12 protein-coding genes and 4 pseudogenes are annotated in these 13885 nt (G+C 45.3%); 7 read left to right on the top strand and 9 right to left on the bottom strand.

The window, feature by feature from the left end:
- Position 1 precedes the first annotated feature (1 nt).
- The 4 genes from uppS to truA all read left to right on the top strand — a co-directional run bounded on the left by uppS (position 2) and on the right by truA (position 4723).
- Positions 2-703 (top strand): polyprenyl diphosphate synthase, encoded by a 702-nt coding sequence (gene uppS / locus CRECT_RS04265; protein WP_004319889.1) that lies wholly within the window; start codon positions 2-4, stop codon positions 701-703.
- Positions 704-1431: 728 nt separating this feature from the next.
- Entirely contained in the window at positions 1432-2253 is an 822-nt protein-coding gene (locus tag CRECT_RS04260) for a prepilin peptidase (protein ID WP_004319911.1), read from the top strand.
- Complete coding sequence (locus CRECT_RS04255) at positions 2246-3271, top strand: LptF/LptG family permease (protein ID WP_171992670.1); 1026 nt, start codon at positions 2246-2248, stop codon at positions 3269-3271. The genes CRECT_RS04260 and CRECT_RS04255 overlap by 8 nt, the downstream gene beginning before the upstream one ends.
- On the top strand, positions 3272-4723 hold the full coding sequence (gene truA, locus CRECT_RS12495) for a tRNA pseudouridine(38-40) synthase TruA (protein WP_004319849.1): 1452 nt from the start codon (positions 3272-3274) through the stop codon (positions 4721-4723).
- Here the strand turns inward: truA and CRECT_RS04240 are convergent.
- Together CRECT_RS04240 and CRECT_RS13070 are read right to left on the bottom strand one after the other, a co-directional pair.
- Positions 4714-4884, bottom strand: a complete 171-nt coding sequence (locus tag CRECT_RS04240; protein ID WP_157752387.1) for a hypothetical protein — start codon at positions 4882-4884, stop codon at positions 4714-4716. The genes truA and CRECT_RS04240 overlap by 10 nt on opposite strands.
- Before the next feature lie 108 nt (positions 4885-4992).
- Positions 4993-5100, bottom strand: a pseudogene (locus CRECT_RS13070) (IS1595 family transposase); the annotation flags it as partial.
- Positions 5101-5520: 420 nt separating this feature from the next.
- Here CRECT_RS13070 and CRECT_RS12945 point away from each other — a divergent pair.
- Positions 5521-5655 (top strand): hypothetical protein, encoded by a 135-nt coding sequence (locus CRECT_RS12945; protein ID WP_257792188.1) that lies wholly within the window; start codon positions 5521-5523, stop codon positions 5653-5655.
- 101 nt (positions 5656-5756) lie between these two features.
- On the opposite strand, the gene CRECT_RS04235 is transcribed toward CRECT_RS12945, so the two are convergent.
- Positions 5757-5921, bottom strand: coding sequence for a hypothetical protein (locus CRECT_RS04235; protein WP_004319909.1), 165 nt, complete (start codon positions 5919-5921; stop codon positions 5757-5759).
- A 476-nt stretch (positions 5922-6397) separates the two neighbouring features.
- On the opposite strand from CRECT_RS04235, the gene CRECT_RS04230 reads away from it, so the two are divergent.
- A complete protein-coding gene (locus CRECT_RS04230) occupies positions 6398-7234 on the top strand; it encodes a cysteine ABC transporter substrate-binding protein (protein WP_004319854.1) in 837 nt (278 codons plus the stop codon).
- Positions 7235-7286: 52 nt separating this feature from the next.
- On the opposite strand, the pseudogene CRECT_RS04225 reads toward CRECT_RS04230, so the two are convergent.
- The 6 genes and pseudogenes from CRECT_RS04225 to groES form a co-directional block, all read right to left on the bottom strand.
- A pseudogene (locus tag CRECT_RS04225) lies at positions 7287-7382 on the bottom strand (IS1595 family transposase); the annotation flags it as partial.
- Positions 7383-7483: 101 nt separating this feature from the next.
- Positions 7484-7719: pseudogene (locus CRECT_RS04220) on the bottom strand (transposase); the annotation flags it as partial.
- 103 nt (positions 7720-7822) lie between these two features.
- Positions 7823-8213 (bottom strand): annotated as a pseudogene (locus CRECT_RS04215) (hypothetical protein); the annotation flags it as partial.
- Between the two features lie 470 nt (positions 8214-8683).
- Complete coding sequence (gene groL, locus CRECT_RS04210; protein ID WP_004319891.1) at positions 8684-10318, bottom strand: chaperonin GroEL; 1635 nt, start codon at positions 10316-10318, stop codon at positions 8684-8686.
- Positions 10319-10340: 22 nt separating this feature from the next.
- Positions 10341-10649, bottom strand: a complete 309-nt coding sequence (locus CRECT_RS04205; protein ID WP_004319887.1) for a monooxygenase — start codon at positions 10647-10649, stop codon at positions 10341-10343.
- Between the two features lie 8 nt (positions 10650-10657).
- Positions 10658-10918, bottom strand: a complete 261-nt coding sequence (gene groES, locus CRECT_RS04200) for a co-chaperone GroES (RefSeq protein WP_004319821.1) — start codon at positions 10916-10918, stop codon at positions 10658-10660.
- Between the two features lie 172 nt (positions 10919-11090).
- On the opposite strand from groES, the gene CRECT_RS04195 reads away from it, so the two are divergent.
- A complete protein-coding gene (locus tag CRECT_RS04195) occupies positions 11091-13676 on the top strand; it encodes a hypothetical protein (protein WP_004319818.1) in 2586 nt (861 codons plus the stop codon).
- Positions 13677-13885 lie beyond the last annotated feature (209 nt).

The following is a 13885-nucleotide window of genomic DNA, read 5'->3' as shown; positions in this document are numbered from 1 at the left end:
AATGAACGAGCTAAATCACCTCGCGATCATCATGGACGGCAACGGCAGATGGGCCAAAAGCCGCGGTTTGCTACGTACAAAAGGGCACGAAACGGGCGCGAACGTCGTAGAGCAGATGTGCGAGTTTTGCATCGACGAGGGCGTGGCGGTGCTGAGTCTTTATGCATTTAGCACCGAAAACTGGAAGCGCCCAAAGAGCGAAGTGGCGTTTTTGATGGAGCTTTTGCATAAATTTTTGCTCTCAAAACGCGAGAGCTTTATCAAAAACGGTATCAAATTTAACGTTATCGGCGACGAAAGTCCGCTAAGCGACAAGCTAAAAAACGAGATAACCGATATCAAAAACGCGACCGCTCAAAACTCTAGGCTAAAGCTAAATTTGGCCCTAAACTACGGCGCAAAAGATGAAATTTTAAGAGCTTTTAGGAGATTTTGCAAAAAAAACGGAGGAGAATTTGACACTCAAAACTTAGCTCTAAATTTAAGCGAAGATAGCCTGCAAGGCTGCCTCGATGAGCCCGCGCCCATCGACCTTCTCGTGCGCACGGGCGGTGAGCAGAGGCTATCAAATTTTATGCTTTGGCAAGCCTCATACGCCGAGTTTGCCTTTACGCCCACACTTTGGCCTGATTTTACGCGCGAGGAGCTAGCCCGGATAACGGCGAAATTTAAGAAAAAAGATAGAAGGTTCGGCGGGCTGTGAAATTTGGAGCTTGATACGAGCGACGGAAGCTTAAATTTGATGTTTGGAAGCTAAAATTTTAGACTGCTTTGGCTGGAAATTGAGTACAGATTTTTGAGCAAAATTTGATCGTTTATTTTAAGTTTATGGCGCTTTTGCACTCGCTCCGAATATTTTTTCGTATTCAAATTTTTATATCCGTGAAGCGCAACGACTTTTAAAATTTACCAACTAAAGCCTCGTCTTAATGCCGCTTTGTGTAAAATTTTGCTAAAAAGCGCAAATTTAAAATCCTTCAAGGCAATATTTCGCTAAAATCGCCTTTAAATTTTCTGTTTTATGCTTTTGCGGCGTAAATGAAGAGGCAAATTCGAGCCAAATTTTAGATCAAATCAGCGCGTTAAAATCAGCTTTTATTTAACGGCCGACGGCAAATTTATAAAAATTCGGACATCTTTTGCCTTTGGCGGCGGCAAATTTTTACAAACACCAAAGTCGTCCCGTATGACAACGAGCGGCGACTTTTAAAATGGTCACGATCTGGAGCCAAACGGTTTTTAAGCGTTGTTCAAACGACAAAAAGCCGGGTATATTGCACGTAAATTTGAGCCACAAATCACGATACAGGGCATAAAAATCGATGCAACCGCCGCCGAAGGGCGATAAATTTTGCAAAAAACATAAGCGCAAAAGCCCGAAAATTGGCGCAAAACCGCAAAAAGCGTAAAATAAATTCAAATAGGAGAGTTATGATTTTCGCCGTTTTATTTTTTGTTCTATTATTTTTCATCTTAGGCGCCGTAGTCGGCAGCTTTAGCAACGTCCTAATCTACCGCATGCCGCGCGGCGAGAGCATAAATTTCCCCGCCTCGCACTGCCAAAGCTGTAAGACCCCGCTAAAGCCGTATCACAACGTCCCGATTTTCGCGTGGCTGTTTTTGCGCGGCAAATGCGCATTTTGCGGCGAAAAAATCAGCTTTCAGTATCCGCTGGTCGAGCTTGCCTGCGCCCTACTTTGCGTGCTTGCGTATTTTTTCGAAACCCGCGGGCTGGAGCCTTTTGCGGACGGCTTTTATGCCGCGATTTTCAAGGCGGCGATGCTTGGTGTCTGCTTTATCTTGCTGCTAGCGCTTAGCTTGATTGATCTTCGCTACAAGGCCGTTCCCGATCCGCTGCTCTTTGCCAGCGTCGCATTTTCACTGCTTTACGGCTTTAATCCCCCTGCATCTTTTGACTCGGAGGGGCTTTTGAGCGCCTTTGATTCGTTTATAAACGCCGCGATTTTTATGTTTGCTTTTTGGCTACTGCGCGCACTCGTTAGTCTAGCCCTCAAGCGCGAGGCTATGGGCTCTGCAGATATTTTTATCGCGGGCGTTATGGGAGCGATTTTGGGCATCAAGCTCGGCCTTATGGCGATCTACGTCTCGGCGCTACTGACGCTACCCGCATACGTTATCGTACGAAAGCGCGGATACGAGCTGCCTTTCGTGCCGTTTTTGAGCCTTGCCACGCTCATCGTTTATGCGTTTAAGGATCAGTTTATCTACATCCTGAGGCTCATTTATGGATAGGACGGCGCGCTATCTTTTCTCAAATTTTCTAAGCACGTTCGCATCGCTGTTTGCGACGCTTTTTCTCATTATGTCGATCGTGTTTTTTATCCAGATCGCGCGCATCACCTCCTACATCGAGATCACCTTTTTAGAGCTTTTTAAGCTCTATATGTTTATGCTGCCTAGAGTGCTGCTTTTTACCGTGCCCATCGCGTTTTTTTCCTCGCTCGCGCTTATGTTTTTCAGGCTTTCTCGCGAAAACGAGAGCATCGTGCTTTTTACCCTCGGATATTCGCCCGTTAGGATCGCTAAATTTTTTCTCATCGTTAGCGGCGCGGTCTCAATCTTTCTCATCGTCACCGCGATAGTGCTGATCCCCACGGCTGCAGAGCTAAACTCAAATTTCGTCGCATACAAAAAAACCGTCGCCAAGCTAAATTTAAAAACAACCGAATTCGGGCAAAAATTCTCCGACTGGATGGTCTTTATCCAAAACGAAAAGCACGACGAGAACGGCACTCTTTACGAAGGCGTGACGCTTTATTCGCCAAAAGAAGGCGCGCATCGCCTGGTTCTTGCTAAAAACGCGCGCCTAACCAACGACAACGCCGTGCTTGAATTTACGCTATCAGACGGCAAAATTTACGATATCGGGGACGCTTCGTGGCACAAAACGGACTTTGGCACGATGAAAATCCGCACCGTCCAAGAGGACAGCGTCGCGCAGACGAAGTCGTTTTGGCAGTATTGGCAGGCGATGAGCGAGGATAAAAAACGCGCCAAAGACTTCGCTACCTACGTTCTCATCGCGCTTTTCCCGCTAGCGACGACGCTTTTTGCTTTGAGCCTGGGTATCGTGACCTACCGTTACGAAAAGGGCTTTGTGTATTTTGGTATTTTTGGCGTGCTTTTTGGCTATTTTACGCTCATTATGCTCTTTAGTTCGCGCGTTTTTATCGCGATTGCGGCGATATTTTCTCTATTTTTTATCTCCTCGATTTTTAGCTTTAGGGCTAAAATTTTAAAAAGATACTAAGTGCGCCTTAAGCTCGTTTTTAGCTACGACGGGTCGAAGTTCCAGGGCTCGCAGACCCAGCCGCACGAAAACGGCGTCGAGGACGCTCTAGGTGCGGCTCTAGCGCATGTAGGCATTTTTAGCAAAATAATCTCCAGCTCGCGCACCGATAAGGGCGTGCACGCAAACAATCAAGTCGCCTGCGTGGAGTGCGGCGAGCATTTTAGGGACTTTACCCGCCTAAAATCACTCATCAACCGTCACGCCCACCCCGCCGTTCACGTCAAATTTATAAGCCGAGCTCGGGACTGCTTCCACCCGCGCTACGACGCTACGGCCAGAGCCTACCGCTACGTCATAAATCACGGAGAATTTTCGCCTTTTTTGGCGCCTTACGAGACTTTTTTGCCGAGATTTGACCTAAATTTAGCAAACGAACTGCTTGCGCTTTTTGTCGGCGAGCACGATTTTAGCGCGTTTATGAAGCTTGGCAGCGATGTCAAAAGCCCAGTACGTCGCGTCTCAAAGGCATTTTGCTACGCGCGCGGCGAGCGGTCGATCATCGTTTTTAAAGCAAACGGTTTTTTGCGCGCTCAGGTTCGCCTTATGGTTGCTAGCGTCTTTAAGGCGCTCGAGCTTGCCAAAAACGGCAAATTTAAAGAAACGGACGTGCGGGAGTTTAAATTTAAGAGTGCCAAAGCGGCGAATTTGAGCGCAAATTTAACGGAGCCGAATTTTGAAAAAGGCAGCTTAAATTTATGCTCAAATTTAAGCGGCAAGCCTGAGGAGGTAAAATTTGATGCGGCAAATTTGAGCAAAAGAGCGGACAAAAATTTAAGTATAAATACCGCCAAAGAAAGCCGCAAGCTAGATTTTACCGCAGACGGGACGGCCTTTAAATTTGACGAAGATTTAAAAACAAGCGACGATAAAAATTTAGTCTCAAATTCAATGGGTCTTGGGCGCAACGTAAATTTGGACGGTATAGTAAATTTAAACGCAAACGCTGCGGGTTGCGGCGACGTCTTGGCGGCAAACGAAAAAAACATAAATCGGGACGAATTTAAAAGCAACGCGAATTTATCGAGCGCGAAAGGCTCAAATTTGAAAGCGAGCTCTACCGATTATGACGCCTTAAAATTTGGCGCCGAACACGTAAATTTAAGCTCAAATTTAAACAAAACCGGTAGCATCCGGCACCAAATCGCCGCCCAAAAAATCGGTAACGAAAGCATAAATTCGGCTTTAAATTTAACCCAAACGATAAGCGCAAGCCGGATCCAAAATGCCGAGCCAAAAATAAGCGGCAAAAATACAAACGAAAATTTAGCCTCGAGCGCAAGCGACTGCTTGGGCGCAAATTTTCTCAAAGCAAAAGAGCTTTTGCGCCGAGCTATCTACGAGCAAAAGCCGCTCACGCGCATCCCGGCGCCGCCAAACGGCCTTTATCTAAACCGAGTTTTTTACGAATAATAAATCCGAAAATCAAAGAAGCTATCGCCGTCGTCGCACAAAAGCAAAAGGCTCTCCGCACATTTCATTCGGTTTTGCTCGCAAACTCCGTCGTATTCGTTTTGGCGGCGTTTATGCGCTACCGATCCGTCGCCGAAGATCGCAGGAGTATCGCTCGTCATAGCGCCGCCCACACAAGGTACGGGCGACTTTTTTAACCGATATTTTATATAAGATAAACGGCAAGGAGCTAAATAAAAACGTTTGGCTCAAGATAAGTTAAGCGGATTTTATCTTATCAATTTTAGTAAAATATGATAGAAAGTTTTCGTATCTTTACTGTTATTATATTTAAATTCGCATTCTTTAAGATGAAGTAAGAAATTCTCTTTGCTTAGCTTCCTTGCGGTCGCTACCGTCGCTACACTTGAGAAGATTTCTTTAAATTTTGTTTAGCGTATCTCCCCCCTGCTCTACTTTGCTACGCTCGTAGCCTTTCAGGAGGCAGTAGCAACGCAAGTCGCAGCTCTTGTGCTCGCACTCTCTTTGAGAAAAACTCCTTTGGAAGTTTTTAACTTATCTTGAGCCAAACGTTTTTATAAACATCGCCATCAAAAGCATCGACGGCAAATTTAACCACGAACACGCTCGCAGCATCGCTAGGAGCGAGTTTTTAAAAGATCAAATTTTAAAGAGCTTGAGTTTAGGAGCAAGGATCTCATCAACGGCGTTTATAATAACGTCAAATTTCAACCGAGCAAAGCCATCGGCGAGAAGCGAAAACGCCATATTTACGTGATTTTATGGCACTTAAGGCGATGTTTGATATTTATACGGATTTTAAGGGCACGGTTTTCGTCCGTGAATTTTACAAAAGCTTCAAAAGCGTGACGATTTTGGCGGATAAAAAAGCGCCGAACACGAAAAAAACTAGGCGAAAAAGAGATGCTTGACGATACGGAGCTTAACAAAAAATTCGCATTTTTGTCGGTAACAAGATGAAGCGCGCTATCTTTTGAGCCTCGTTTTATGCGGCGACTGCGCGATGCGAAGCTTAAATTTGATAGTGCGGTATCGCTGCGATGCGTTTATGAACGATAAATTTCACTTTTTTTAACGGCGCGAAAGACCGCCTTGAAAGCTCACTCTTTAGCCCGCCGTCAAGCCTTGCGAACGTGCAGTCCGTAAAGGACAAAATCTCGCAGCTACCGCGCGTCATCCACGAGCCAAATTTGAGCCTTGACGTTTATAAATGATTTTTTCGGCGGTAAATTTGCGAGCCCAAGCTAACGGCGGGCTTAAATTTGCAAGCGTGCGTTAAATTTAGCCGCAAATTCGGCTTCAAATTTAGCTATATTTTCGTCCGCGCGATTAAATTAAAAGCACAGTCCGGCGACCAAAATCTTATATTTTTTAAAAATTTGCAAGATTATAAATATGTTATGTAAGCAACCAAAAAGTCCGAATTTGTAATTTTTGCTTGCAAATTTTGGCTCGCTCGTCGCTTTCTTAAATTTAAAATTAAATTTACAAATTTATATTGAGTAAATTTTACACTCCCTTTCAAATTTGGCGTTACCTTTCTAAACGAATTTTGTGCCTTTTGACGTCCATACGGTCTCAAAATTCGTAAATTTAGCCGCATTTTAGCCAAGCTTTTGTATATTTTACGCACTTTATTTTAAGGGGGAAAAAATGAAAAAACTTTTGTTTTCATTTTTGGCAATATTCGCCGCCGTCTTTCTAATGGATCAAGCTAATGTTTGCGCTGCCGAAACGGACGCTTTAGCTAAGATCAAAAAGCGCGGATACGTGCGCGTGGGCGTCTTTAGCGACAAGCCGCCGTTTGGTTACGTCGATAAAGAGGGCAAAAATCAAGGATATGATATCTATTTCGCCAAACGCATCGCAAAGGATTTGCTAGGCGACGAGAGCAAGGTAAAATTTGAACTCGTAGAGGCCGCGAGTCGCGTCGAGGTGCTGGTGTCCGACAAAGTCGATATCACTTTGGCAAATTTCACAAAAACGCCTGAGCGTACTAGAGTCGTTGATTTCGCGCTTCCGTATATGAAGGTGTCCCTAGGCGTCGTTAGTCCCAACGGTGCCGTCATAAAAAGCGTGGACGAGCTAAAAGGCAAAAAGCTAATCGTAAATAAAGGCACGACCGCGGATGCGTATTTTACGAAAAATCACCCCGACATCGAGCTTGTAAAATACGACCAAAACACCGAAACCTTCGCCGCCCTAGTCGATAAAAGAGGCACGGCTCTAGCGCACGATAACGCGCTGCTTTTTGCGTGGGCTAAAGAAAACCCGGGCTTTACCGTCGGTATCGAAGCCCTAGGCGAGATCGACGTCATCGCGCCAGCAGTCAAAAAAAGAAACAAAGCGCTACTTGAATGGCTAAATAACGAAATCATAGAACTCGGCAAGGAAAATTTCTTTCACAAAAACTACGACGCTACGCTAAGACCGATCTACGGCGATAGCGTAGATCCGGAATCTCTCGTCGTCGAAGGCGGCAAGCCGTAAATCCAGAGTCGGAAGAAATTCCGACTTTCTTTCTATAAATTTTAAAAAAGGCTCAATTAAACTTAATCGGATTCTCTCTTATCAATTTCAACAGTTTCTGATATAAGTTTTCCTGTGTAGTTTTAGTGTTATATCTAAATTCTACTTCGCTACGCTCGTAGCCTTTCAGGAGGCAGTAGCAACGCAAGTCGTAGCTCTTGTGCTTAGCTTCACTTTGTTTGCTACTGATAAGACGCACTCTCTTTGAGAAAAAGTTTTTATACCGTTGATATGGTTTTATCATTTGCAAATTCATTCTTAGAATGCTTTACTCTATAATGAGCTTTGGTTCCATAATCAACCAAGCCATCGTAAGCTTTCCAGCAATCAGAATAAATAACACTCTCGTCCAGATCGCTAAACTCAGATAATATAGGTATTAACTTACTAGCAGAATAGTTTTTAACTATTTGAGCATAAACTCTGCCATCTCTTTTAAACATACCGTTGTGCTCTACTTCACTGCATTCGTAGCTTTTCAAGACGCAGTAACGAGCGGTTTCGAGCCATTAGGCGACGGTAGCTAGCGAAGCGACGCTAAGCGAAGTTAAATACCGGTGTTTTATTTGCTGCGCCTCTACCTCTTTTCTCAAAGAGAGTGCGTCTTATCAGTAGCATGAAGCTAAGCACAAGACCTCTTACTCTTTTAGATCCGAAGTGGCTTTCATCTATTTCAAAGCAAGCGAAAGCGGTGCTGCAGGCAGGTTTATAAAGCGAAGTTTTCTAGGCGGGCTTGCGAGCTGGAAATCTCACCGCTAAATTTACTTATCTTTTCACACTCTTTAGACATTAGAATTCTTATTTCTCTAAAGATTTTACATAAGGTTACTTCTGAAATTTTAGTTAAATTCGATATCTTTGATGCTTCTATATCCTCTGTAAAGTACTTTAGAATTTCTCTAAATTTAGCTTCAGAAATTCTTGAACGGACTATACTTATTTTTTAACTTCGCTACGCTTGTTACTTTTCAAGAACATAGTTCTCATAACTTACTGCTCCTTTGCATGAGCTTAAGTTAAAGAGAGTCTTAAAAATTTATAGCGCCAAACAAATATCAAACCGCATAACCTATCGTTACGATATTTTACATACGACTAAATTTTATATTTTTACGCACGTTGCAATGAAGGCAAAATTTAAAAGATGACCGGTAAATTTACGAGCGCTTCTTGCTAAAATTAGAATTTAATCCGCGACGCCAAACAAGCAAGCCACCAAATTTAAACTCGCATAATAAAATTTCACTAAAAACACAAGTCGTAATTTTTTAAATTTTAATTGTCGTAGAATCCAAGAATATTTTTAAATATTAAAAAGGATAATTTTGAGAGTCCCCCTTGCTAAATTTGCAAGGGAAAATTTAAAGAAAAACCTGCGGAAAGCCCGAGCCTCCCGCAGATAAAGGCGTATTACATCATTCCGCCCATGCCGCCCATACCGCTCATATCGGGCATCGCAGGCATCGGTTTGTCCTCTTTTAGCTCGCTTATGGTAGCTTCCGTCGTTAGGAGCAGGCTCGCCACGCTAACCGCGTTTTGAAGAGCGATGCGCTCGACCTTGACCGGGTCGATGATACCTGCTTTAAACATATCCACATACTCGCCCGTAGCCGCGTTAAAGCCGTAGTTGTCATCCTTGCTCACGCTTACGGAGTTTGCTACTACGCCCGCGTCAAAGCCCGCATTTTCGGCGATCTGGCGGAGCGGAGCCGTTAGCGCGCGCCTTACGATATCTGCGCCTATAGCCTCGTCGCCGCTTAAATTTAGATCCACTTTCGCACCGGCTTTGATAAATGCGGCGCCGCCGCCGATCACGATGCCTTCTTCTACAGCCGCCTTAGTCGCGCTTAGAGCGTCGTCTACGCGGTCTTTTTTCTCTTTCATCTCAGTCTCCGTAGCAGCGCCGACCTTGATAACCGCTACGCCGCCGCTTAGCTTAGCTAGGCGCTCTTGGAGTTTTTCTTTATCGTAGTCGCTCGTAGTTTCTGCGATCTGAGCTTTTATCTGGATGATTCTAGCGTCGATTGCGGATTTCTCGCCTGCGCCATTTACGATAGTCGTGTTATCCTTGTCGATGATCACGCTTGAAGCTTGTCCTAGGTCACTTAGAGTCGCGCTTTCTAGCGTTCTACCCAGCTCTTCGCTCACTACTTCGCCGCCGGTTAATATCGCGATATCCTCAAGCATCGCTTTTCTGCGATCGCCAAAGCCCGGAGCCTTAACCGCAGAGATGTTTAGCACGCCGCGAAGTTTATTTACCACTAGCGTCGCGAGCGCCTCGCCTTCGATGTCTTCAGCGATGATTAGTAGCGGTTTGCCTGTTTTTTGGATCTGCTCGAGCACAGGCAATAGATCTTTTAGATTCGTAATCTTCTTATCGAAAAGCAAAATATATGGGCTTTGAAGCTCAACCTGCATCTTTTCGGCGTTCGTGATGAAGTATGGGCTTAGATATCCGCGGTCAAACTGCATACCCTCGACCACGTTTAGTTCATCTTGAATGGATTTTGCCTCCTCGACGGTGATGACGCCGTCTTTGCCGACCTTTTCCATCGCATCAGCGATCAGTCCGCCGATAGCGGAGTCGGAGTTTGCCGAGATAGTCGCTACTTGCGCGATCTCTTTTTTATCGGTAACCTTGCGCGATAGATTTTTTAGCTCGGCGATGATAGCTGCGGCTTGCTTATCCATACCGCGTTTTACCTCGACCGGATTCGCGCCTGCGGTGATATTTCTTAAGCCCTCTTTAAAGATAGAGTGCGCCAAAACCGTAGCCGTAGTCGTGCCATCGCCCGCTTCGTCGTTTGTCTTGCTTGCGACCTCTTTTACCAGACCCGCACCCATGTTTTCCAGAGCGTCTTTTAGCTCGATCTCTTTAGCCACGCTCACGCCGTCTTTGGTTATCGCAGGAGCACCGAAGCTCTTTTGCACCAGCACGTTTCTGCCGCGAGGCCCCATCGTCACTTTTACCGCGTCGTTTAGTTTTCTAACGCCCTCGTATAGCCTATTTCTAGCCTCGTCTGAAAAAAATATCTCTTTTGCCATCTTTTTTCCTTTCGGTTTTAATTTATTTTAAAAAATCAGCCTTGTTTATCATTGATAAAGGCATATTAATATCAAAAATTTTGCCGCGAATATTTGAATAGCCGTTTTTAGCCAGTCTTTCGCCGTGCATTTTCAGATACTTTTCCGCATTCTCCTTATTGTCAAAAAGATAAACTCCGCCGGCTTCTTTTGTTTGTTTGTTCTCGGTCCAAATTTTCCATATCATACCGGGTTCTTGGTTGATGCTTTTAGCCAAATCCTCAAAAGCTTTTGACATCTCGTCTCCAAAAAGACCTTCTTGCGGAAAATCAACATACATAATTGCGGCCATCTGCAGCCTTATTTTAAAACGCCTAAAACATCGTCGATGTTTAGAACCAAATAAGTCTTGCCCTCAAGCGCGACCTCGGTGCCGCCGTATTTAGCGAAAACCACGCTGTCGCCCACGCTCACGCCTTCTACCTCGCTTGACACCGCTAAAACCTTGCCGCTTAAAGGTTTTTCTTTTGCATTATCGGGTATAATGATGCCCGAAGCGGTCGTTTTAACGTCCTCGAGACGCTCGACTAAGACTCGTTTGCCTAACGGTTGAAAATTCATAATTCATCCTTTATGGTTTGATTTTACTTTTTTAGCACTCTTTTGTTTTGAGTGATGAAATTATAGTCAAATTTTTAGAATTTGTCAATAATTTAGCTAAAATTCTTAACAAGTCTTAGTATAATCGGCTCAAGTTTCATAATAAAATTAAACTAAATCTAAAGGATAAACGATGAAAATTTTAGGCGCCCTGCTCGGACTGGTTTTTGCTTTGATTATCGCGGCTTACGTCGCGGCCTTCACGGACTTTGGCAACGGTTTGGTTAGACCCTATGCCCAAAATTTGATTAAAGAAAAAAGCGGTTTTGACGTTAAATTCGATAAATTTCAGATCCGCCCCACGAGCATAGATATCGTAGCTAACATAAACGACGAGATCGCGGCGAACGTAAATGGCGGGCTTTCTATTTTCTCTCAAAGCCTCGATCTAAAATACGACGTCGCCGTTAGCGATCTAAAAAGCCTCGGCGTCAAATTAAACGAAGCTATGAAAATCTCAGGCGTCGCAAAGGGCGAATTTAGCGATTTCACCGCTAGCGGAGTAGGTCAGATGCTGGGCTCAAACGTCAGCTTTGACGCAAATTTAAAAGACTACAAACCGCTTTCTTTAAAGCTAGACGCTAAAAATTTACAGGTCGAAAAAGCTCTAGCGCTAGCCGGTCAGCCTATCTATGCGCACGGTAAAATTTCCGCCGTAGCAAATATAGTAGAAAGCGGCGGCAAGCCAAACGGCACCGCAAATATCGATATCCTAGACGTCAAAACCGACAACGCGCTCATCGCAAAGGATTTTAACATCACCCTGCCGCCAAATTTCGCCGCGAACGGCAAAATCGCAGCCGAGATAAAAGACGGTATCGTGAGCGCCAAAAGCGCGGTGATCACGCCGCTAGCCACGATCGGCAGCGACAAGACGATCTACGATCTAAACTCAAACACCCTAAGCAGCGACGTCAAACTCATCGTGGACGATCTGTCCAAATTTGAGCCCGTCGTGGGGCAAAAGCTTAGCGGCGCGTTTAAAGCAAACGGCAACGTCATCGCCACCGCCGGCGAGCTAAAAAACTTTGACGTCAAGATCGAAGGATTTGGCGGTAACGTCGATGCGGTGCTAAACGGCGGCAAACTCATCGCCAAAATCAGCTCGCTAAAGCTTGACGAGCTCGTTAAAATCGCCGCTTTCCCGGCATTTGTCGGCGGAACGATCAGCGGCGAAGCGGTGCTAAACGACGTGCACAACACGAAAAATATCTCGGGCTCGGTCAAGCTAGCCACCAAAAACGCGCGGCTAAATCCGGCCGAGCTAAAACAGGTCGCAAAGGAGATAAATTTGAGCAAACCTCTAGCCTTTGAACTAAACGCAAACGCCGACGTAGCAAGCTCGAAAGCCAAATTTAACGCCTCGCTAAACTCCGAGCTTTTAAACCTAAAGAGCTTAAGCGGCGTTTACGGACTGGACGATAAAAACGCGGACGTAAAATTTGACGCGGGTATCGATGAACTGGGTAAATTTGAAGAGCTAATCGGCAAAAAACTATCGGGCAAAGTAGACGTCAAAGGCGCGGCAAAACTCGTAAAAGGCGCGCTTAGCGAGCTAGATCTAAACGCAAATGCTTTAGGCGGTAAGATAGGCGCAATCCTCAAAAACGAAAAACTTACGGCAAATTTAAGCGCGCTTTCGCTCAAAGACGCATTTACGCTGGCTGCGCTGCCAAACTACGCCGACGCCGTGATCGACGGATCCGTAAATCTAAACGGACTGGATCCGAAAAATCTCAGCGGTACGGCTAAATTTAACGTCAAAAACGGCACCCTTAATAGCGAGGTCGTGGCAAAAGAGCTGGATAAGCGCTTCCCAAGCGGCACTAAATTCTACGCTAACGCAGACGTCGCTATAAACGGCGGCAAGGCTAAATTTGACGCGGTAGCGAACCTCGTCTCAAACGCAAACAAAAACCTAATCGCGCTAAAAAATCTAAAAGGCGACTACGAGCTTGAAAGCGGCTCGGCGAAGGCGGACTTTGAGCTTAGCATAAGAGAGCTAAAAGAGATCGAGTTTTTGATTGGGCGACCGCTTTACGGGCCTTTGCTGGTTATCGGCGATACGACGAAAACGGGCGAAAAGCTAAGCGCGAACGTAGATTCGCGGCTCTTTAACGGCGATCTTAAGGCGGTCTTAAAAGACGATATCCTAAACGCAAATTTAAAAAGCTTCACCGCTAAAGGTCTAACCGACTTTTTGGGCCTCTCGCACGTCTACGACGGCACTGGCGATATGACGATGGAGTATAATCTCGTCTCGCAAAAAGGTAAATTTGACGTCATAGTGGATGAAGGCAAGCTTGCCAAAACCGATTTTACCGAGCAGGTAATGACCTTCACGGGACGCGACATCACGACCGAGATATACAAAAACAGCAAAATAAAAGGCACGATAAATAAAAACCTTATCGACTTTAACGCCGATATGAACGCGACTAGAAGCCGCGTCTCGGTAACCGGCGGCAAATACGACATCGCAACCAAGGCCGTAAACGTGCCGATCAAGATGAACTACGAAAAAACCGACATCGACATCAAGGTCACGGGCACTAGCGACAACCCGAAATACGCGATCGGCTCGGACTATCTAAAGGGCAAGGCGATCAAAGAGCTGGATAGATTTTTGGATAAGAAATTCGGCAAAGACGACGAAAACGGCACCACCGGCGATGCGAAAAAGGACGTTATAAAAGGGCTTATCAAGGGGCTGTTTTAAGTAAATTTGAGCTGAGCGAACGGCGAATTTGACACCGATTTTGAGCTAAAGAAGGCTCGGCAAGTGCGGCAAATTTAAGCCAAAGCTCGCTGCTCGGCGCGCCAAATTTGGCTACTTGGTTTAAATTTGATCGCTTTGCCCGGCGCTAAATTTGAGCTTTTCAGGATCAAATTTGATTGCAGGGTTTGGCGGCAAATTTGAGCTTTTGC

The sequence above is a fragment of the Campylobacter rectus genome, from assembly GCF_004803795.1.
GTDB classification, from domain to species: domain Bacteria; phylum Campylobacterota; class Campylobacteria; order Campylobacterales; family Campylobacteraceae; genus Campylobacter_A; species Campylobacter_A rectus.
This window is presented reverse-complemented; position numbering and strand designations above follow the sequence as displayed.